Source organism: Marinococcus tarijensis, from assembly GCF_054971385.1.
In genome coordinates this window covers 1-20,589 of the sequence record NZ_JBQOJA010000006.1, presented here as the reverse complement: position 1 = coordinate 20,589, position 20,589 = coordinate 1, and the positions used below count along the sequence as shown (strand labels likewise).

Below are 20,589 nucleotides of genomic sequence, written 5' to 3'. Positions count from 1 at the left end.
TGGGCACATGCTTGTCCTTCACATGGGGACGTTACGGCTTCGACAGGGATAGGTTGAGCTTTAGCTGCGAGCCGAGAGGCAGCTCGTAAAAATGCCACGCCAATAATAACTGGCAAAAACAACGAAAACCTCGCAGTAGCAGCGTAACAACTGCTTTTTGCGGATCCCGCATTCCATCGCCCGCGTGGAATGATTTGGGGTCTCACTCTTAGTGGGCTACGCAGTTCGCCCTCCGTCTGAGGGCGGCTGAAGAGACTAATCAGACTAGCCGTACGGAAGCCTGTTGCTAGGCTGACGTACTGGCGAATGATAATATAGCGACTACGCTCGTAGATGCTAAAGTGGCAATATCTCTGGACGTGGGTTCGAATCCCACCGTCTCCACCATACATACAGGAGACAACCAGGTGCTTACGGCTTTCCAGCCGTGGGCGCCTTTTTTTGTTCACGGCGCAGGGGAAACCTGCGCCGGCTTTCCACCGCGGAAGGTTTTGCATTGACACAACAATTGAAGAATGGTTAAAATGTTGCATAAGGGAAAGAATCGTGAAACCAATCAGATTACAAAGGGGGCAGCGTATGGAACCAAACGTCATTTATGCATTTTTATTAACACTTGGAGCCGGCCTTGCGACAGGAATCGGAAGTATACTGGCTTTTTTCACTTCTACGACAAATACCCGGTTTTTGGCTTTTTCGCTCGGTTTTTCCGGAGGGGTGATGATTTACGTCTCCATGGTGGAAATATTTTTTAAGGCACAGGAGTCACTGGTCGGGGCGTTGGGAGAAGTCGGAGGCCAGTGGGTGACCGTTGGGGGATTTTTTGGAGGGATGATTTTTATTGCTGCCATTGACCGGCTTGTCCCCCAAAAAGGAAATCCGCATGAAGTAAAACGGGTGGAAGATATGCATATGTCAAAGGAAGAGCTTGAACGCCAGGGCCTCATGAAAATGGGAACCTTCACAGCTCTTGCGATTGCTATACATAACTTTCCTGAAGGGATAGCTACGTTCACCTCTGCCCTGAATGACCCGGGTCTTGGGCTTGCGATCGCTCTTGCCATCGCGATACACAATATTCCTGAAGGGGTAGCCGTTTCGGTGCCGATTTATTTTGCGACCGGAAGCAAACGTAAAGCATTCCGACTTTCATTTTTGTCCGGATTAGCAGAGCCGGCAGGAGCGATTCTGGCATTTCTTCTACTTATGCCGTTTTTGACCGATACGCTGTTTGGCATCATTTTCGCTGGTGTGGCTGGTATTATGGTGTTCATTTCTCTGGATGAACTGCTGCCTGCCGCAAAAAAATATGACGAAACCCATCTATCAATTTACGGGGTAGTGAGTGGTATGGCCGTAATGGCACTGAGTCTGCTGTTGTTTATTTAAGTGAATGAAAGATAGGGGCCGTGATGGGCCTCTGCTTTTTTGATTGACACACATTTTTTCTTTTTGTATATTATTATTTGCCGTAAACGTTCGCTAGTGTAGCTCAGCTGGTAGAGCAGTTGCCTCGTAAGCATCAGGTCGCAGGTTCAAGTCCTGTCACTAGCACCATTCATATCATTACAGCGCCCATACAGATGGGTGCTTTTTTTGTTTTAAACCGGTCTAAAAAGAGAAAAGACCAATGAGGAAATATTTTGTCCTCTTTTTGATGAAAAGATGGGCAATGAGAAAAGAAAATGATACGTTGATATAAGATAAAGTCGAAAGGGAGGGGTAGTTTGAGATCCCCGGTACTGTTTACGTTTAATATAATATTTTTAGTTTTGGCTGCGGCGACTGCCGGTTTTTTCCTATGGCTTGGCGGTTCCACATTTTACGTCATCGTCGCAGCAATTGGCATGCTGAGTGCTCTGCTTGGAGCGTACCAGACGGGCAGAAAAAAGCCAGGCAATAAAAAGAAATCAAAAGAAAAATCAGGGGGAAAGTCATGAACACAAATGCAGCCGTAAAATTCTTTTATTGGTTCGAAGGGTTTATTGTAGTGCTCAGTCTTATTCTCGGCGTTTTCTTCGTCATCTCCGGAGAATGGATGTGGAGCATCGTCATGGTCATTATTGCGATGTCCTGTATCGTTACGCTCGTAATGATATCAAAAGCGTTAAAAAAGCAGCAGTGGTGAAGCTGGAATAAAGAATAGTAGGAGGCAGACCGTTATGCCGACGTTTGCAAGAACAGCATTAATTGTAGGAGGTGTAGCTTCAATAGGAATGCTTGCAATTGTGCTTTTCTATTGGACCCGTCTTCCCTACATTGTGCCCCAGTTTTTCGACGCTACCGGAGACCCAAACGAATATGCTGCAAAGTATTATTTATTTGTCCCGCCGCTGGCGTTGATTGCTATCTGGATCGGGGCGTATTTTTCTCTCCGCTACCCGGGGTGGTTCCGTCTGCCGGTACGAATGAATGAGCATCAAATAGAAGTGTTTAAGCGTGAAGGACAGATTCTTATTTCCGTCCTCCTCGTGGAGCTGTCGCTCGGATTCGTCTATGTTCAGTGGCAGACCGTTCGTACGGCCCTGCATGAAAGCGAAGGACTCGGGTGGTTTTTCCCTTCGTTTTTTCTTATTTGTTTAATTGGAACCGCTGTTTATTTTACATGGAGAACAATCATTTTGTGGGGCAAAGCTTCAAATCAACGTTCTTCATCATAATAGACTGCCATCCGGCAGCGTATTGAGGGATGCATAATGGAACAGGCACGTATACTGATTGTTGAAGATGAAGAAAAAATTGCGCGGGTGCTTGAGCTTGAACTCACCTACGAAAATTATTATGTCCAGAAGGCTTCCGATGGTCTCGAAGGACTGGCTATGTATCAGGCGGAGCCGTGGGATTTAATTATTCTCGACATTATGCTTCCGGGAATCAGCGGAATCGAACTGCTGCGCCGAATACGAAGCCAGAATACAAAAACAGCGGTTCTGCTTGTTACCGCTAAAGATTCTGTGGAGGATAAAGTTTCCGGACTCGATCTCGGGGCCAATGACTACATTACAAAGCCGTTCCAAATTGAAGAACTGCTCGCCCGCGTCCGTTCGTCGCTCCGCTTTCAGGCGGAAGCAGCTTTGAAAGCCGAAACAGAGGAGGAGCAGTGGCTGTCTGTGGGCGAGTTGAGGCTGAATGAGTCGGCCAGAGAAGTGTATGCCGGAGGGGAATCGGTAGAGCTGACCCGCAGAGAGTTTGACCTGCTTTATTATCTGTTGAAAAACAAAAAGCAGGTGCTCTCCCGGGACCAGATTTTAGAGCAGGTGTGGGGCTTTGATTACATTGGGGAGACAAATGTGGTGGACGTCTACATCCGTTACCTGCGCAACAAAATTGATAAACCGTTCGGGACCGCGTATATCCAGACTGTGCGCGGCGTTGGCTACGTGGTGAAGGACTTCTTATGAAGCTTGGAAATAAGATTCATTTATATACATCGGTGCTCGTATTTGTGCTCGTCGTTCTTTTAGTTCTTGCTATTTACTTTTCCTTTTCCCGTATGATGATCGGAAGTGAAGTAGAACAGACTGTGGAAGAAGGAAGGCAGACAGCGTCCACGTTTAATGAATCAGCGGATAATTTTTCGGTCGAACAGCTTCTGCGGGCGTATACCCCGACTGAAGGGATGGCCAGAATTGTACTGCAGGATGAATCTGAGGCAGCGACGGTAACTTCTCCGGAAGAGGGAAGCTTAACGGAGGAGCCTGTTCAATATTATTCGGAAGAGTATTCCCAGGTCACGGAATATGACGGGGAGCGGTACGCATTCGTATCGGTGCCGGTGATATGGACGGACGGCCAGGTGGCAAACATTCAGATTACCGACAGCCTACGTCCGACAGAAGAAAATCTGGCAGTGCTCCGGATAATATTAATAGTCGCCACTATTGCGGCTGTCATCCCGGTCTTTCTCTCTGCCCGTTTACTTAGCACTGTGATCCTGCGTCCAATCGCAGCACTGTCAGCAACTATGCAGGATATCCAGACGAGCGGCAGATTCAAGCGAATTTCCACGTCGTCGAAGTCCAGGGATGAAATTGAACAGCTTGGGGAAACGTTTAATGAAATGATTGAGCGTCTCGAGGAAAATTACCATAAACAGGAGCAGTTTGTATCAAACGCATCACATGAATTAAAAACACCACTTACTGTGATTGAATCATATGCAAGCCTTCTGCAGAGAAGAGGAGCCTCCCGTCCGGAAATCATTGAAGAATCGGTGGAGGCTATTCATTCCGAGGCGGTGAGGATGAGAGAGCTGACCCAGCAGCTTCTGCTGCTTGCCCGTCAGAGTGAAAAAGAGAACCTTCACATTAAAGAGGTGGACTTGGAGAGAGTGGCAGCAGATGCTGTGGAAAATTACCGCAGCAGCTACCACCGGGAGATTGAATTGACCGGGGAGCCGGCAATCGTTCAGACCGATCCCGACAAAGTGAAGCAGTTGTTGTATATCCTGCTCGATAACGCCCGGAAATACAGCAGCGACGTTATTGATGTAAAAATCGAAACGACAGCTACAGAACCGGTTATCGCTGTGATTGACCGGGGCATCGGTATTCCGGAAAAGGATATTGAACGAGTCTTCGAACGCTTTTACCGGGTCGATGAGTCGAGAACGCGGACAAGCGGGGGCTATGGGCTCGGTTTGTCGCTTGCGAGAGATATTACTGAAGCTCTCGGCGCACGCATCACAATTGAAAGCACGCACGGCCAGGGAACTGCGGTCCGCCTAATTTTTCCTGTAACCAGCGAATAACTCTCCCTTTCTCATCAATTTCTCAGAATGAATGGGTACAATAATAACAATAGGGAGAGGGGGGCCTGCGGTGAAAAATGTTATTTTTTTATTTGTGCTGGTCGCTGGTATCATAGTGGCAGCTCTTGGGGCCTGGCGGTTTTCTCCGTATTTTACCCCGGAAATGTCTCCGGAGGAAATTGAACAGGCTGTACAGGGACAATACCAGGGGGACATCACGAGCGTGGAAAAACAAAACGGCACCTATGAGGTGATGACTGAGCTCGACCGGGGGACGTACCAGCTGCAGGTGGATGTTGAAGACGGAGCGGTCACAGGCGTCACCCGGGTAGCGGGTAACAGCACTGGTGATACAGAAGTTTTAACAGAAGAGGAAGCACGCGCCCGGGTGGAAGAAGAAACCGACTTTTCTATTGAGGAAATCAGCCGGGAAACACGGGAAGGTACCGCCGTGTACGTAGTCGAGTTTGCCGAAGACGAAACGTTGGAAGAAATGACTATCGATGCGAGGTCAGGAGATATTTTAGAAGAAAAAGAACAGGAAGACCGTGAAGAAAGACGCCAGACAGTGCTTAGTGAACAGGAAGCTGTGGCTGTGGCACAGGAAGAAGTGCACGGGGAAGTGGATGATGTTGATTTTGAAACGTCAGACGCCGGGGAGCCGTTTTATTACGTGGAGCTTGAACAAAATGATGAAGGTGAAGCTACGGTTCAGGTGCACGGCATCACCGGAGAAATACTGTCAGTCACCTGGGATGATTAAACGGCAGAGGCTGCCTGGAGAATTCCAGGTGGCTTTTTTTGTCTCTTTGCTTGTTTTGTTATGCGCCGTTCATGTATTTCTCATTAATTTCTCATTTTCTTATAGGAATATTCTCATGTCGGGCCTTTATAGTAAGGGTGTAACAACAAATAAAGGGGGAAATGACCATGAAAAAGAAAGTACTTGCAGGCAGTCTGGCGGGGGTCACGGCGCTTGGTGCAGTTGTTGGTGCAGGAGCTTACACGACCATGAATAGTGGCGTGGAAGCAGAAACCTCTTCAAACAAATCTTCAGAAGAAACAGCCGCAGAAAGTAACGAAAACAACAGCAGTTCTGGTGAAGAAAAAATTACTGCCGACGAAGCTGTAATGATTGCTGAGGAGGAAACGGGCGGTCAGGCGGTTGAGCTGGAACTGGATATGGAAGATCAGAAATACAATGTAGAACTTGAAGGTGAACAGGAATACGATGTTGAAGTAGGCGCGTTCTCCGGCAATGTAACCGAAAAAGAAACCGATGATGATAAGGATAATGAAGAAACGTTGATTCAGGACGGGGACAGTGTCAGCTTAGAGGATATCGTGTCTTCGGGAATGGGTGAAGTGTCCGGAGAGCTGAACGAATGGGAGCTTGATCGTGAAAAGAACGGATACGACCTTTCGGTGGAAACGAACGAACAGGAAGGTGATTTCTTCATAAATGATGCAGACGGTACAATCGCTTCCAGGGATATTGAAGATGACGACGATGATGATGACAATTAAAAACTAACACCAACAGATGAACGGGGTCCGAAAGGAGTCTTCCAGGAATGGCACTACTGAGGGAAAAGGTGCTGCATTCACAGCTGCACCGGGCAAAAAACATCTTATGGAACGAATGGCATCAGGAGAAACGGCCGGGAGTCTGCCCGGGACTTAGAATGGGAGAGAGAGCACCGGCATTCTCACTGCCTGGCATGGACGGGGAAAATGTTACGTTAAACCAGCTCCTCCTCCAGGGGCCGGTAGTGCTTCTGTTCTGCTTTGGCGGCTGGATACATGCAGAAACAGAACGGCTGCGAAGCTACCAGGAGGCTTCACCGCTGCTGCGGCAGATGGGCGCCCAGGTTGTAGTAGCTGCCAGCGGGCAGGTGTCCGCGCTTCAGGAAGAGCTGCAGTATATGTCTTTCTCAGGAAAGGTGCTTGCAGATACAAATGATGTGGCAGCCTCCTGGTACAACGCGTGTATCTCCTGCCGCGATTACCTGCTTCAGGACGTCCCGGAGGTTAAAGCGGCCCTGCGGACTGCCGGATACCATTCGTACTGTCCCGCAGATGTAACGTATGTCATCGACCAGGACGGTACCGTGGCAGTTTCTGCCTGGGATGCTGACCGGCCGGACCCCTACTGGATCGTCAACGAGCTTATTCAATTGAAAGAACGGTAAAACACCGCCTGAAAAGGCGATGAAATATGGAAAGGCAGTCCGCGAAGGCGCGGGCTGCTTTTGTTTGCGTAGTGCATTTTTTCTGTATGCTGAAAGTATCAAGAATTTACCGAAAATTACTCTGCCGTAAGTAGAGAGCTGGACTAAATGCATGTCCGTATGTAGTATTACAGACACTGCCAGTTTTTAAAAACGACTAGATATAGAAGCAGGCCTTACTTACTGAAATTTTTTCTGTCAGAAAATGTGCACAATTACAGGGGTAGAATCGCGGAGTATAAGGAAGTATGGCAGAGATTTTAATTGTCAAGAGGATGAAACGAAAAATATCTATATCATGTATGTTGAAAAAGATGATTACACCATATATAGTAGTGGTATAGCAAAAGTGTACAGGCATTCGTACATTTTAGAAAGTAAGGAGGGGATTCGATGATACCGATCATTTTTGATTCTATGACGGGCAACGTGAAGCGTTTTGCGGAAAAAATCCCGTTTGACCGGGTGTACAGTCTGAATGAAGCGGAACAAATCGATGAACCGTTTATCCTTATCACCTATACGAAGGGATTTGGAAATATTCCGGAATCCACCGAAGCATTTCTCGAAGAACATGCAGAGCAGCTTCTTGCTGTGGCATCGAGTGGAAACAAAGTATGGGGAGACAATTTCGCCAAAAGCGCCAATCAGATTGCAGTTAACTACAACGTTCCCATACTCCATAAATTCGAACTGAGCGGAACAAAAAACGATGTGTCCATTTTCGCAGAGGAGGCGATGAAAGTTGCAACAAACACAAACCACCGACTGGATCCAGTTAAACAATGAAATCATGTTCCAAAAGGACGGGTCCTTTCAATTTGAAAAAGACAAAGAAGCCGTTTATCAATACTTCATTCAATACGTCAATCAGCACACTGTTTTCTTTCACGATCTGAAAGAAAAGCTCGACTACCTGCTCGAAAATGACTTTTATGAAAAAGAATTCCTCGAGGCGTATTCATTTGAAGAAATTGAGCGCGTCTACAATCTTTGCTATGAAAAGAAATTCCGTTTTCCGTCATTCATGAGTGCGTTTAAATTCTACAATGATTATGCGCTGAAAACCAATGATCAGAAAATGATCCTTGAGCGCTTTGAAGACCGGGTGGCTGTTGTGGCCCTTTATTTCGGCAATGGAAATGCAGAGAAAGCTGAGCAGTTTGCAGAAATGATGATGAGCCAGGATTATCAGCCGAGCACCCCGACGTTCCTGAATGCCGGCAGAAAACGGCGCGGAGAATTAGTCAGCTGCTTCCTGCTTGAAGTAAACGACTCTTTAAATGACATCTCCCGGGCTGTCGATATTTCCATGCAGCTGTCCAAGGTAGGCGGCGGTGTGTCGCTGAACCTATCGAAGCTCCGGGCGAAGGGCGAAGCCATTAAGGATGTGGAAAACGCGACAAAAGGCGTCGTCGGCGTAATGAAGCTGCTCGATAATGCTTTTCGTTATGCAGATCAGATGGGGCAGCGCCAGGGCTCCGGCGCGGCGTATTTAAATATTTTTCACCGGGATATTCACGACTTCCTGGACTCCAAGAAAATTTCGGCCGATGAAGATGTGCGTGTTAAAACATTATCAATCGGGGTCGTAATTCCGGATAAGTTCGTTGAACTCGCCCGCCAGGATAAAGATATGTATCTGTTCTATCCGCATACAGTGTACCGGGCGTACGGTGAGCATCTTGATGAAATGGATATGAGTGAAATGTACGACAAGCTCGTCGAGGACGACCGTGTGAAAAAAGACAAGGTCAATGCCCGCCGCATGCTTGAAAAGCTGGCGATTCTCCGGTCCGAATCCGGGTATCCTTATCTGATGTTCCAGGATAACGTTAACCGGGCGCACGCGCTGAATAACGTGTCCAAAGTAAAATTCTCCAACCTTTGCTCTGAAGTCCTTCAGGCGTCTGAGGTATCAAGCTATACGGATTACGGCGAGGAAGATGAAGTCGGCCTCGATATTTCCTGCAACCTTGGTTCGTTGAACATTGCCAATGTCATGAAGCACAAAACGATCAAGGATACAGTGAAGCTCGCCACCGATTCGCTGACCCACGTAGCAACGCATACCAATATTACGAACGCTCCGGCTGTGCGCCGCGGCAACCAGATGATGAAATCGATCGGTCTCGGAGCGATGAACCTGCACGGCTTTCTGGCGCAAAATCATATCGCGTACGAAAGCGAAGAAGCACGGGAATTCGCTGATTTCTTCTTTATGGCTGTGAATTTCTACTCTATCCAGCGTTCGATGGAACTGGCCAAAGAGACAGGGGAAACGTTCTACGGCTTCGAAGGATCCAGCTATGCTGACGGCTCCTACTTTGACAAGTACCTGAATCGTTCTTACCTTCCATCCTCGGCTAAAATTGCGGACCTGTTTGAAGGCATGGCTATACCGGATGCCGAAGACTGGAAAGAGCTGATGAAGCAGGTGCAGACGCACGGATTGTTCCACAGCTACCGCCTGGCGATCGCGCCGACCGGCTCCATTTCCTATGTACAGTCGGCAACTGCTTCTGTTATGCCGATTATGGAGCGGATTGAAGAACGGACGTACGGAAACTCGAAAACGTATTACCCAATGCCTGGCCTCGCACCGGATAATTGGTTCTACTACAAAGCGGCATATGACATGGACATGTTCAACGTAGTGGATATGATCGCAGCTATCCAGGAGCACATCGATCAGGGCATCAGCTTCACTCTCTTTGTGCGTGACACCATCACCACAAGAGATCTGAACCGAATTGATCTCTATGCCCATCATAAAGGTATCAAGACGATTTACTATGCGCGGACAAAAGACACAGGACAGGACGACTGCCTCTCCTGCGTCGTGTAAAGAAAGGAGCATCACCCCATGAATCAAATATTTGACGCAGCCGACTGGTCCAAACAAGACGACGACTTTACGCAGATGTTTTACAGCCAGAACGTAAAACAATTCTGGCTTCCAGAGGAAATATCGCTCAACGGGGATCTGCTCACCTGGAAATATTTATCCGATGAAGAAAAAGACACGTATATGAAAGTACTCGCAGGTTTGACCCTGCTTGATACAGAGCAGGGAAATATCGGCATGCCAAAGGTTGCTGAGCAGGTGGAAGGCCACCAGCGTAAAGCGGTATTAAACTTTATGGCAATGATGGAAAACGCGGTGCATGCAAAATCCTATTCGAACATTTTCATGACACTTGCATCTACAGAAGCAATTAATGAGCTGTTTGAATGGGTGAAGGAAAATCCGCACCTGCAGAAAAAAGCTACCCGTATTGTAGAGCAGTACAATAAAATCGAGGACGGAGACGAAATTTCCCTGTACAAAGCCATGGTGGCTTCTGTTTACCTTGAAAGCTTTCTGTTCTACAGCGGCTTTTATTATCCGCTTTATTTCTACGGCCAGGGCAAGCTCATGCAGAGCGGGGAAATCATTAACCTGATTATCCGTGACGAAGCAATCCACGGGGTATACGTTGGTCTTCTGGCGCAGGAAATTTACAAGCGCCAGACACCGGAAAAGCAGGAAGAACTGCGGGAATTTGCCCACGACCTTCTCATGGAGCTGTATGAAAATGAACTGCTTTACACCGAGCAGCTGTATGATCCGGTAGGACTGACCTCTGATGTGAAAAAGTTCCTTCGGTACAATGCGAACAAAGCATTGATGAACCTGGGTCTGGATGCGTATTTTGAAGAGGAAGAAATTAACCCGATTGTATTAAACGGCATGGATACTAAAACAAAATCCCATGATTTCTTTTCGATGAAAGGGAACGGCTACAAAAAAGCAACAGTGGAGCCGGTCCGGGACGAAGACTTTATTTTCGACTAACAAAAAAAGCCGGGCCTGCGCCTGGCTTTTTTAATGTGTATTTAAAAAAGTTCCGCTATAATAAAGTACAGAGGAACATCACAAAGAGGTGAACAGTATGGGGAAAATGGATGAAATGATTGTAGTAGCACCAAGAGAGCAGGTATTTGCACGCGAAGCCCGGGCTTTTCACGGGGTGCAGGACGAGCAGGGACAAATTCAGGAAATTATCGGAACGATTGCGGATACATATACGGAAAAAAGGCGGGGAGACGCCGAAGAAGATCCTTCCTGGAAACAGCCGATTCCCTACGTGGTTATCCGCAGGGGAGAACAATTATTTGCATACGAACGGCTTGCAGGTGGAGGAGAAGGAAGGCTGCATAATAAACTGTCCCTCGGGTTTGGAGGACACATGAATGCTGAATCCGGCGTTTCGACATTTCAGGAGCTGCTGCATGCAAATGCCGACCGTGAGCTTGAAGAAGAACTTCATATTTCTTCTCTGGAAGGAGCGGAAATGCAGGCGCTTGGACTGATTAATGATGACGAGAACGCCGTCGGTGAAGTGCATCTTGGCATTTTGTATACTTTTATTCTTCCGGAGCACGTAGACGTACAGGTGAAGGAAACGGAGCAGATCCGCGGCTTCTGGACGAGCGTGGAAGAACTTTCCCAGCCGGAAACCTATGAACGGCTCGAGACATGGTCCCAATTTGTTGTAGATATCCTGGATAAATAAAATAAGAAGCTGTTTCCGGCAAAGGAAACAGCTTCTTGTTTTACTTATCTTTTAATTGCTGCAGGGCATCGAGGCCTATCGTCACTGCCTCACTCATTGATTCGCCGCCGCCAAAGGCTGCTGCTACACCCATATATTCTTTGATTTCATCCTCTGAGCATCCATGACGGAGACACTGGTCCATATGGTAAACAATGCATGTAGTATCCCCCTGATGAACGCCAATAGCAAGGGCTGCCAGATGCTTCTGAGCGGTCGAAACCTCTCCGCCTTCAAAGGCACTTGAGGTAAAGCGGTTGTAATTTTTTGCAATCTCCTGATAGGATTCACTAAATTGCTCTATGCCGCGGCGGTATTCGCTTAATATTTCTTTGGCATCAATAACTGCCATAATGTTCACTCCTTTTTAGTATGCTGAAGGGAACATTCCCGCTTCTGGCAATTTCAAACAAAGCACGACATGAGCTGCCCGGAAAAAATTAAAAATCTGCCGGGGTCCCCGGCAGATTTTCTTTAGTAATATTTGGAGAAAAAGTCGCTTACCTGGCCCGGGGTTTTAGCGTCTGCGCTATGCAAATGGCCTATTTTTTCCCCGTTCTGGAATACAAGAATACTCGGTATGCCCATTACTTCCTGTTCGCTTGTAATGTCTGGCAGCTGTTCGGTATCAATTTTATGAAACGGCACGCTGTCAAAACGGTTCAGTACATCGTCCATAAACATATCGAGTCTCCGGCAGTCCGGACACCACCCCGCTGAAAATTCTACTGCCACCGGTGTTTCTGTTTGTATTGTCTCCTCAAAAGAATTTTTGGATTCAATGCGGTTATTCGTAGTCATCACTTATTCGCTCCTTTCATGCTGTTCTCTATTGTAACAAAGGCATAAAAATGTGCAAAAAAACAGGAAGAATAATGTTTCGACTGGAAATCCCTGTTAGAATAAACATATACATAATCAGCAGCATATTCATTTTTTCGGGAGGAGGGGCTGCAATGCGGCTTTTCAACAGGATGGCAGCGGGCGCAGCGGCAGGCATGCTGCTGTTTGCATCTGCCTGTGGGAATGAGGCAGAGGGAGGAAAACAATGGATCGAAGAGCTTGAAAGCAATGGGCTTTCCATGCAGGAAACAGAAGAAAACCCCGCGGCCCCGGTATCCATGGATCATGAAAGCGAAATGTGGGAGGAAGACAGCACGAATACAAAAGTAGCGGTTTATGAGTTCGATTCGCGGGAGGCGGCTGTACAGGCAGAGGAGCAGTTTCAGCAGGAAGTGACTGAAAACGGGGGATGGGAAAATGTTTCCTACCGGACGGCCGTTTCAGGATCCATGTTTTTATACGCCTACAATGAAGATTCCTACGCTTTTTCAGCATTCATGGACAAAGTAACACTCCCGTCTTAACAGGAATATGAAACGCCGGTTCTGCCCTTCAGGCAGGCCGGCTTTTTCATTAATGAAAAATTTAGGAAAAAATGCAGAAGGTACATTGACATTTAAAACCGAAGTGATAAAATAAAAAAATGTAATTGATAATGAATATCATTAATAATTAGACGCAGAACGATGCAATTGTTCTTGGAAATGAAGTGTTTACAGATGAAATGGTGGTACTTACTTGTTCTTCTCGTTCTTCTTTCAGCCGGGTCCCTGTTTATTGGCGTTCAGACGGTTTCGGTGCAGGGACTGATAGCAGGGAATGAAGACGAATGGCGTACATTGACATCGAGCCGCATACCGCGGCTCCTCAGTATTATTATGGCCGGCATGGGGATGGCCATCTGCGGATTAATCATGCAGCAGCTGAGCCGGAACCGGTTTGTTTCCCCGACTACAGCCGGTACGATGGATTCGGCCCGTTTTGGTATTTTAGTGGCCATGATCTGGTTCGGCGGAGCTGCGCCGCTGCTCCGGACCGGAATAGCTTTTTTATTTGCACTACTCGGTACGTTTATTTTTATGACTATTCTGGAGCGTGTGAAATTTAAAGACCCCATCTTTATTCCATTGGTGGGATTAATGTTTGGAAATGTTGTAGGCTCTGTAACGACATTTTTTGCCTTAAGATATGACGTTGTCCAAAACATGTCAGCCTGGCTGCAGGGGGACTTTTCATTAATCGTAAACGGGCAGTATGAGCTCCTGTACGTCAGCCTGCCGCTTCTTTTAATAGCTTACATATTTGCCGGTAGGTTTACGATCGCCGGTATGGGAGAAGAATTTGCGGTGAACCTGGGGCTGAATTACCGTACAGTCGTCAATCTTGGCATTACCATTGTCGCCGCTGTGACGGCTGTCGTTATATTAACAGTGGGAACCATCCCGTTTTTAGGTCTGGTGGTACCAAATATTGTTGCTATCTACCTGGGGGATAATCTGCAGAAAACGCTGATTCATACCGCACTGCTTGGAGCAGTGTTTGTACTTGTCTGTGATATTTTTGGACGCCTGATCGTTTTCCCTTATGAAGTGCCTATCGGTTTAACCGTAGGTGTTCTTGGCAGTTTCTTGTTCCTCTATATGCTGATGAGGAGGAAGAAATATGCGTTTTAATTGGAAGATCATAGGACTGGCTGTTTTGTCGCTTGTTCTGGCCATTATCTTTATGTTTACAGATGCAGGAGGCAACTGGGATTATGTTTTGGAGCACCGGGCAGAGAAGCTTCTTGCGATGGTGATGACCGGCGGGGCGATTGCTTTTTCCACTGTTATTTTTCAGACGATTACGAATAACCGGATTTTAACACCGAGCATTATCGGCCTTGATTCGCTGTATATTTTGCTTCAGACAGCACTTGTGTTCTTTTTCGGTTCCACCTCGGCAGTCGTAATTAACGGCCCGTTGAACTTTTTCGTATCGCTTGCCCTGATGCTCGGGTTTGCTGTTATTCTTTACTACTTTTTATTTCAGGGGGAGCAGCAGGATATTTTCTTTCTGCTTCTCGTCGGAATTGTCTGCGGAACATTGTTCAGCAGTATTTCAACATTTTTACAGGTCCTCATATCACCAGATGAATTTTTAACGATTCAGGATAATATGTTTGCAAGCTTTAACAATGTGAATACAAATATTCTCGGTATTTCTGCAGCGGCTTTTGTACTGCTGTTTATATACTCCCTGTCCTTCATGAAATATTTAAATGTCCTCTCCCTCGGAAAGGACCAGGCGGTGAACCTGGGAGTGCCGTATAAGTACGCGGTAAAGCGTCTGCTTGTCATTGTAGTCATGTTTATTTCCATTGCCACCGCGCTCGTCGGGCCGATTACGTTTTTAGGTCTGCTCGTGGCCAATGTTGCTTACGAGCTGATGAAGGATTACCGGCACAGCGTGCTGCTTGCTGCCGCTGCGCTTGCTGCCGTGGCGTTTCTGATCGGCGGACAGCTGCTCGTCGAACGGGTGCTTGGCTTTAACACAGCGATCAGCGTCATTGTGAATTTTATCGGAGGCATTTACTTTATCTATCTGTTATTAAGGGGGAATAAAGCATGGTCCAGGTAATGAATGTAACAAAAAAATACGACGAAACGCCGGTCGTAGACGACGTGTCCGTAACGATTAAGCAGGGCCAGATTACCTCATTTATCGGCCCGAATGGGGCGGGTAAAAGTACGTTGCTTGCTATGATCAGCCGCCTGATCGCTAAGGACGCGGGCGAAGTGAAGATCGGGGACAAGGACATTACGAAAACTAAAAGCCGGGAGCTGGCAAAGAAGCTGGCGATCTTAAAGCAGTCCAACGAAATGAACGCCCGGCTTACCGTCCGTGAATTAATCTCCTTCGGTCGTTTTCCTTATTCGCAGGGACGTCTGAGCGCAGAAGACTGGGAGTATGTGGATCAGGCTATTGATTATATGGAGCTTGAATCGATGCAGGACTCCTTTATTCACCAGCTGAGCGGAGGCCAGCGGCAGCGGGCATTCATTGCGATGGTGATTGCCCAGGACACCGACTACATTCTGCTCGATGAACCGTTGAACAATCTGGATATGAAGCACTCCGTGCAGATCATGAAGGTGCTTCGCCGATTAGTGAAAGATATGGGGAAAACCGTGCTTCTGGTTATTCATGATATTAATTTTGCTTCCTGTTACTCCGATGACATCGTCGCTTTGAAAAACGGGCACATCGTGGCTCAGGGCACAACCGAAGAGATGATGGCATCAGAAGTACTGACAGATATCTATGAGATGGATATGCCGATCTGTCGTATTAACGACCAGAAAATCTGTGTTTACTTTACGTAAACAAAGCTGTCAGCCTGTTAATACGGTGAAAGAGTAACAAAAGGAGGGAGCAAAGCACACCAGGCTGGGAATATAAAAACAACTTATCCAGGGGGAATGGAAAAATGAAAAAGAACAAATGGATGCTTGCGTCAACTGCAGTATTTGGAACCGCACTTATTGCTGCATGCGGAGCTGATAATTCAGAGTCATCAACTGCAGAAGGTGAAAACAGCAGTAATTCAAATGAGGAAAACAGCAGTGAAGAAAATGGGGAGGAAAGCAGCGGGGAAGTGACGGTAGAACACGAGCTGGGTGAAACCACAGTACCAGTAAATCCTGAAAATGTTGTCGTGTTTAACTATGAAATGCTGGAAACGCTGGATGAGCTTAATGTAGGCGTGAACGGCGTGGTCCAGGAGTCGCTTCCTTCGTATCTGGATGATTACAGCAGCGATGAATATGAAAATATCGGCAGCCTGAAAGAACCGGATTTTGAAGCAATTAACGCAATGGAGCCGGATGTTATTATTATTTCCGGGCGCCAGAGTGATGCCTACGATGAACTGAGCGAGATTGCTCCAACTGTTTATACAGCGGTGGATACAGAAAACTATATGGAATCCTTTGACAGCAACATGGAAATGATCGGAGAGATTTTCCAGAAAGAAGAGCAGATGCAGGAAAAGGTGGACGAGCTTCATACCCGCATTGAAGATTTAAACGAAACGGCTGAAGATGCTGGAGAGTCCCTGGTGACGCTTGTCAATGACGGTTCCTTGAGTGTTTACGGCGAAGGCTCCCGCTTCGGGCTGATTCACGATGTGTTTGGCGTGCCGGCAGCGGATGAAAATATTGAAGCATCCACACACGGGCAGAGTGCTTCCTATGAATACTTAGCGGAAGAAGATCCAGAACATCTCTTCGTCATAGACCGCAGTGCGGTAGTCAGTCAGGGCGGGGAAGAGCAGTCAGCTGCGGAAACTCTCGATAATGACATTGTGAATGAAACGCAGGCAGCGCAGAACGATAATATTCATTATCTGGATCCGGAATACTGGTATCTTTCCGGCGGCGGTCTGCAGTCGATGGATGAAATGATTACAGAAATAGAAGAAGCTGTGGCTTCATCGGAACAATAATAAAAAATAGTCACGTGCCTGATGGCATGTGACTATTTTTTGCGTACAGCGATAACCAAAAGAGCAATGGAAATGATCAAAAATGCAGCGAAGGAAAGAAGAGGAATAGTAATAAACCCAAACCACTGCGCTGACTGATCGGAGCAGGAAACCGCACCGGTGCATTCCGTGGCCTGCTGCAGTGCCGGAAGTTTTTGATAAAGGTAATGGTAACCGGCAAGCAGCGTACCGGGCAGAGCAAGAGGGAGCGCATACCATATGACCTGCCGCTCCCCGCGGAAAACAGCTATTCCCAAAATAACTGCGAGCGGGTACATAAGAATACGCTGGTACCAGCAAAGCTCACACGGCGTATAGCCTAAAATTTCGCTGAACGATAAGCTGCCGAGCGTAGCGATAATGGCCATCAGCCAGGCCGCACTTAACCAACGATCCATAGGCGTTACTCCCCTGCCTCTTTTTCAATCATATCGAGCAGCTCCTGATAGCTGTCACCTTCAAATAATTCTCCGTTCACAAATACGGAAGGGGTGCTGTTTACACCAAGATCCTCTGCCATGGCACGGTCATTCTCCACGTTTTCCTCATAGGTGCCATTTTCAAAAGCTTCAACCACTGTGTTTACTTCCTCTTCGGAAGCTGTTGTCTGCAGCAGCTCCGTTAAACGTTCCTGGTTGAAGTAATCGCCGCCTTCGTTCTGCGGCTGGTTGGCGAAAAGCGTATCGTGAAAGCTCCAGAAGGCTTCATCCCCGAGTTCGCCGTAAACAGCTTCGCTGAATTCTGCCGCTGTAGTGGAATCTTCACTTAGGAATGGATAATGAACGTAATGGAAAGCGGCATCGCCGGATTCGATAAACTCGGATTCGATTTCAGGAACGACGGATTCATGAAAATCTTTACACGCGGGGCATTTATAATCCCCGAATTCAACGACTGTTACCGGGGCGTCCTCGTCCCCCTTGAGGGGCTGGCCGCCTGTATCAAGACTTTCTCCGCTGCTCCCGCCGGAATTATCACTGCTTCCGCCGCCGAGGTTGCCGACAAGAATGATGGCGAGCAAAATCACAGCTATAACAGCGACAATGGCTGCAAATGTACGGCCGGAACTAGGCCTTGGTTTTTTGGACATAGGAAACTCCTTTCGTGGCTATTATGTATGTAGTGCTCAGCACCTTCATAATTTACCATAAATTGTTGGAAACTCAAGAGTCTTCAAAAAAATGCTGAAAAGAAAGAGAACTGCCCGAAAAGGCAGCTCTCCGTAGTATTGTTTATAAATCTGCGTCTGTAACGGCGCCTTTGGCACTTGAAGAAACGAGCTTCGCGTATTTGGCCAACGCTCCGCGTTTTTCCGGAAGATCCGGGGCCTGCCAGGCATTCCGGCGTTTTTCAAACTCTTCATCGGAAATATGGAGGTTGATCTCCTGCGTGTCGCTGTCAATGGAGATGGTGTCCCCGTTTTCAAGCAGTCCGATCGGACCGCCAACACTTGCCTCAGGCGCTACGTGTCCAATAACGAAACCGTGTGAACCGCCGGAAAAACGACCGTCAGTCATAAGAGCTACTTTGCCGCCGAGTCCGCGACCGACAATCATGGAAGTGACAGAAAGCATCTCCGGCATGCCCGGGCCGCCCTGTGGGCCGACGTAACGGATAACGAGCACGTCCCCTTCGACGATATCCCCGTCCATGATGGCCTTTGTTGCTGATTCTTCGCTGTTAAAGACTTTCACTGTACCTTCGAACCGGCTGATCTTCTGACCGGACAGCTTGATTACGGAGCCTTCCGGTGCGACGTTTCCTTTTAAAACGACAAGCGGACCTGTCTTTTTAAACGGTTCAGCCAAAGGACGGATAATTTCCTGTCCCTCTTTCAGGGACGGAACAGCATCAAGGTTTTCTGAGAGCGTCTTGCTGGTTACCGTGAGACATTCGCCGTGCAGGAGCCCTTCCTCATGGAGAAGCTTCATGACTGCCGGCACGCCGCCAATTTCATAAAGGTCCTGCATGACATATTTACCGCTCGGTTTCAGGTCGGCAATATGAGGCACCTTCTGACGAACACGTTCAAAATCATCATAAGACAAATCCACGTCTGCCGAATGAGCAATCGCAAGAAGGTGTAAAAACGCATTGGTGGAACCACCAAGCGCCATAACAACCGTAATGGCATTTTCAAACGCCTTTTTCGTCATAATATCCTTTGGAAGAATGTTATTTTCAAGCAGCTCGATGGTTAATTCCCCGGCCTGCCTGCACTCGGTTTCTTTGTATTCGTAAATCGCAGGCGTGGAGGAAGAACCGGGAATGCTCATGCCAAGCGCTTCTACTGCAGCAGCCATCGTGTTGGCTGTATACATACCGCCGCAGGCACCGGCGCCTGGGCAGGCATTGCATTCCACCTGATGAAGCTCTTCGTCGCTGATCTGACCGGTCTGGTGCTGGCCGACAGCCTCGAAGGACGAAACAATATCAATGTCTTTGCCGTTTAATTTACCCGGCTGAATAGTTCCGCCGTATACGTAAACGGAAGGAATGTTCATGCGGGCCAGAGAAATGACGCAGCCAGGTGTCGTTTTATCACAGCCGCCGATGGCGACCACTCCGTCGAGACGTTCCGCATTGGTAACAGTTTCAATCGAGTCCGCAATAATTTCGCGGCTTGGAAGGGAATAATGCATGCCTTCATGGCCCATTGCGATTCCATCAGATACGGTGATCGTGTTGAAAATAAGCGGTGCGCCACCATTGGTGGACGCTCCCTGCTTTGCATGGCGTGCAAGATTATCGATATGTACGTTGCACGGAGTAACCTCGCTCCACGTACTTGCAATGCCGATCATCGGTTTTTTAAAGTCGTCGTCTGTAAAACCGACGGCCCTGAGCATTGCCCGGTTAGGCGCCCGGTTGGCTCCTTCGCTGATGGCTTTACTGCGGTTTCGTAAATCTTTTTCTGTTTTTCCCATCGCTATGACCCTCTCTCATGAAGTTTCGTCGCAGACAATGTGCATGACGGTTCGCGTGCTCTATACGAAGCACGGGTATTTTTCTATGCATATACAAATGTCTATCTAACAAGGACTATCTACTATCATACTAGGAATAGATGATTGTTTCAACGTAACAGCGGTGGTGAATAAAAGTTATTTCTGACAAATGAAAAAATTAGTATGGAAGATAACTTTACAGATGGATGGGAAAAGGAAGGGGAGTTTATTATGATATAGATAACCTATCTCTACTCATGAGAGAAAATGGAGGGAATAACGATGAAAGAACCAGTTGTGTGGGCTGTGGCAATGTTGGTTGCGTTTCTCGCTCTGTTTTTAACGGGGACTCTGCAGCTGCAGGGATTCGAAAGTGTTATTATTCAAATGATTGGTTTCGGTGGCATGGTGTTTGCGATTTTGTACAGTGTACTGCTTACACAGAAATCAAACGACGAAAAGGATCAGACATTCAAACGGTGAGTGAAGACCGACATTATAATGAAAAAAGCATCCGGGAAGAAAACCGGATGCTTTTTGTGTCTTATTTTGCAGAAGTGGAAGTTCTGTGTGAGAGACGATCCGAGCTTGGCTTGATCGCGGAAGTGTCCTGGCGGTTGGCCAGAAATTCCGGGCGCGGCTCCTGGCCGCTGAACGGATCGGTGAGCTTGTTTTCCACCGAGTTGAACACGAA

At 47.5% G+C, this 20,589-nt stretch carries 25 protein-coding genes, 1 tRNA gene and 1 other RNA gene; 22 read left to right on the top strand and 5 right to left on the bottom strand.

What is annotated here, in order from left to right; genetic code table 11:
* Positions 1-24 precede the first annotated feature (24 nt).
* The 15 genes from ssrA (at position 25) to ACTTK7_RS04730 (ending at position 11,540) form a co-directional block, all read left to right on the top strand.
* Positions 25-387: a transfer-messenger RNA gene (gene ssrA / locus ACTTK7_RS04800) on the top strand.
* 192 nt (positions 388-579) lie between these two features.
* Positions 580-1,389 carry a zinc transporter ZupT gene (gene zupT / locus ACTTK7_RS04795; protein WP_462866253.1) on the top strand — a complete coding sequence of 270 codons (810 nt, stop codon included), beginning with the start codon at positions 580-582 and terminating at the stop codon, positions 1,387-1,389.
* Positions 1,390-1,481: 92 nt separating this feature from the next.
* Positions 1,482-1,557, top strand: a tRNA-Thr gene (locus tag ACTTK7_RS04790).
* A 170-nt stretch (positions 1,558-1,727) separates the two neighbouring features.
* Positions 1,728-1,940, top strand: coding sequence for a hypothetical protein (locus tag ACTTK7_RS04785; protein WP_462866251.1), 213 nt, complete (start codon positions 1,728-1,730; stop codon positions 1,938-1,940).
* Positions 1,937-2,128, top strand: coding sequence for a hypothetical protein (locus tag ACTTK7_RS04780; protein WP_322526369.1), 192 nt, complete (start codon positions 1,937-1,939; stop codon positions 2,126-2,128). Before ACTTK7_RS04785 ends, ACTTK7_RS04780 begins: the two co-directional genes overlap by 4 nt.
* 34 nt (positions 2,129-2,162) lie before the next feature.
* A complete protein-coding gene (locus ACTTK7_RS04775; RefSeq protein ID WP_462866249.1) occupies positions 2,163-2,660 on the top strand; it encodes a DUF1648 domain-containing protein in 498 nt (165 codons plus the stop codon).
* A gap of 36 nt (positions 2,661-2,696) precedes the next feature.
* Positions 2,697-3,401, top strand: a complete 705-nt coding sequence (locus ACTTK7_RS04770) for a response regulator transcription factor (RefSeq protein WP_462866247.1) — start codon at positions 2,697-2,699, stop codon at positions 3,399-3,401.
* Positions 3,398-4,750, top strand: coding sequence for a sensor histidine kinase (locus ACTTK7_RS04765; protein WP_462866245.1), 1,353 nt, complete (start codon positions 3,398-3,400; stop codon positions 4,748-4,750). The genes ACTTK7_RS04770 and ACTTK7_RS04765 overlap by 4 nt, the downstream gene beginning before the upstream one ends.
* 70 nt (positions 4,751-4,820) lie before the next feature.
* Positions 4,821-5,513 (top strand): PepSY domain-containing protein, encoded by a 693-nt coding sequence (locus ACTTK7_RS04760; protein WP_462866244.1) that lies wholly within the window; start codon positions 4,821-4,823, stop codon positions 5,511-5,513.
* A gap of 167 nt (positions 5,514-5,680) precedes the next feature.
* A complete protein-coding gene (locus tag ACTTK7_RS04755) occupies positions 5,681-6,277 on the top strand; it encodes a PepSY domain-containing protein (protein WP_462866242.1) in 597 nt (198 codons plus the stop codon).
* Between the two features lie 47 nt (positions 6,278-6,324).
* A complete protein-coding gene (locus ACTTK7_RS04750; RefSeq protein ID WP_462866240.1) occupies positions 6,325-6,942 on the top strand; it encodes a redoxin domain-containing protein in 618 nt (205 codons plus the stop codon).
* Positions 6,943-7,374: 432 nt separating this feature from the next.
* A complete protein-coding gene (nrdI, locus tag ACTTK7_RS04745) occupies positions 7,375-7,770 on the top strand; it encodes a class Ib ribonucleoside-diphosphate reductase assembly flavoprotein NrdI (RefSeq protein ID WP_322526362.1) in 396 nt (131 codons plus the stop codon).
* Positions 7,771-7,774: 4 nt separating this feature from the next.
* Positions 7,775-9,829, top strand: a complete 2,055-nt coding sequence (gene nrdE / locus ACTTK7_RS04740; RefSeq protein WP_462866436.1) for a class 1b ribonucleoside-diphosphate reductase subunit alpha — start codon at positions 7,775-7,777, stop codon at positions 9,827-9,829.
* Positions 9,830-9,847: 18 nt separating this feature from the next.
* The gene (nrdF, locus tag ACTTK7_RS04735) at positions 9,848-10,819 is read left to right on the top strand and encodes a class 1b ribonucleoside-diphosphate reductase subunit beta (RefSeq protein WP_462866238.1); all 972 of its coding nucleotides are present in this window, start codon (positions 9,848-9,850) and stop codon (positions 10,817-10,819) included.
* Between the two features lie 97 nt (positions 10,820-10,916).
* The gene (locus ACTTK7_RS04730) at positions 10,917-11,540 is read left to right on the top strand and encodes a hypothetical protein (RefSeq protein WP_462866236.1); all 624 of its coding nucleotides are present in this window, start codon (positions 10,917-10,919) and stop codon (positions 11,538-11,540) included.
* Between the two features lie 40 nt (positions 11,541-11,580).
* On the opposite strand, the gene ACTTK7_RS04725 is transcribed toward ACTTK7_RS04730, so the two are convergent.
* Both ACTTK7_RS04725 and ACTTK7_RS04720 read right to left on the bottom strand, forming a co-directional pair.
* Positions 11,581-11,931 carry a carboxymuconolactone decarboxylase family protein gene (locus tag ACTTK7_RS04725; protein ID WP_462866235.1) on the bottom strand — a complete coding sequence of 117 codons (351 nt, stop codon included), beginning with the start codon at positions 11,929-11,931 and terminating at the stop codon, positions 11,581-11,583.
* Positions 11,932-12,053: 122 nt separating this feature from the next.
* Positions 12,054-12,380, bottom strand: a complete 327-nt coding sequence (locus tag ACTTK7_RS04720; protein WP_462866233.1) for a thioredoxin family protein — start codon at positions 12,378-12,380, stop codon at positions 12,054-12,056.
* Between the two features lie 155 nt (positions 12,381-12,535).
* On the opposite strand from ACTTK7_RS04720, the gene ACTTK7_RS04715 reads away from it, so the two are divergent.
* The 5 genes from ACTTK7_RS04715 to ACTTK7_RS04695 all read left to right on the top strand — a co-directional run bounded on the left by ACTTK7_RS04715 (position 12,536) and on the right by ACTTK7_RS04695 (position 16,908).
* Positions 12,536-12,946, top strand: a complete 411-nt coding sequence (locus ACTTK7_RS04715; protein WP_462866231.1) for a hypothetical protein — start codon at positions 12,536-12,538, stop codon at positions 12,944-12,946.
* Positions 12,947-13,141: 195 nt separating this feature from the next.
* Positions 13,142-14,095, top strand: a complete 954-nt coding sequence (locus ACTTK7_RS04710) for an ABC transporter permease (protein WP_462866229.1) — start codon at positions 13,142-13,144, stop codon at positions 14,093-14,095.
* On the top strand, positions 14,085-15,041 hold the full coding sequence (locus ACTTK7_RS04705) for an iron chelate uptake ABC transporter family permease subunit (RefSeq protein WP_462866228.1): 957 nt from the start codon (positions 14,085-14,087) through the stop codon (positions 15,039-15,041). The genes ACTTK7_RS04710 and ACTTK7_RS04705 overlap by 11 nt, the downstream gene beginning before the upstream one ends.
* Positions 15,029-15,787, top strand: a complete 759-nt coding sequence (locus ACTTK7_RS04700) for an iron ABC transporter ATP-binding protein (protein WP_462866226.1) — start codon at positions 15,029-15,031, stop codon at positions 15,785-15,787. Before ACTTK7_RS04705 ends, ACTTK7_RS04700 begins: the two co-directional genes overlap by 13 nt.
* A gap of 104 nt (positions 15,788-15,891) precedes the next feature.
* Entirely contained in the window at positions 15,892-16,908 is a 1,017-nt protein-coding gene (locus ACTTK7_RS04695) for a siderophore ABC transporter substrate-binding protein (RefSeq protein WP_462866224.1), read from the top strand.
* A gap of 32 nt (positions 16,909-16,940) precedes the next feature.
* Here the strand turns inward: ACTTK7_RS04695 and ACTTK7_RS04690 are convergent, their stop codons facing one another.
* The 3 genes from ACTTK7_RS04690 to ilvD all read right to left on the bottom strand — a co-directional run bounded on the left by ACTTK7_RS04690 (position 16,941) and on the right by ilvD (position 19,874).
* Positions 16,941-17,345 carry a disulfide oxidoreductase gene (locus ACTTK7_RS04690; RefSeq protein ID WP_462866222.1) on the bottom strand — a complete coding sequence of 135 codons (405 nt, stop codon included), beginning with the start codon at positions 17,343-17,345 and terminating at the stop codon, positions 16,941-16,943.
* Positions 17,346-17,350: 5 nt separating this feature from the next.
* Positions 17,351-18,037: a DsbA family protein gene (locus tag ACTTK7_RS04685; RefSeq protein ID WP_462866220.1), complete on the bottom strand. Its 687-nt coding sequence runs from the start codon at positions 18,035-18,037 to the stop codon at positions 17,351-17,353.
* Between the two features lie 142 nt (positions 18,038-18,179).
* Positions 18,180-19,874, bottom strand: a complete 1,695-nt coding sequence (ilvD, locus tag ACTTK7_RS04680; RefSeq protein WP_462866218.1) for a dihydroxy-acid dehydratase — start codon at positions 19,872-19,874, stop codon at positions 18,180-18,182.
* A gap of 303 nt (positions 19,875-20,177) precedes the next feature.
* On the opposite strand from ilvD, the gene ACTTK7_RS04675 reads away from it, so the two are divergent.
* Both ACTTK7_RS04675 and ACTTK7_RS04670 read left to right on the top strand, forming a co-directional pair.
* Entirely contained in the window at positions 20,178-20,378 is a 201-nt protein-coding gene (locus ACTTK7_RS04675; protein WP_462866216.1) for a hypothetical protein, read from the top strand.
* Positions 20,375-20,589: hypothetical protein (locus ACTTK7_RS04670; protein WP_462866215.1), on the top strand; the 215-nt coding region annotated here is incomplete at its 3' end. The genes ACTTK7_RS04675 and ACTTK7_RS04670, both read left to right, overlap by 4 nt.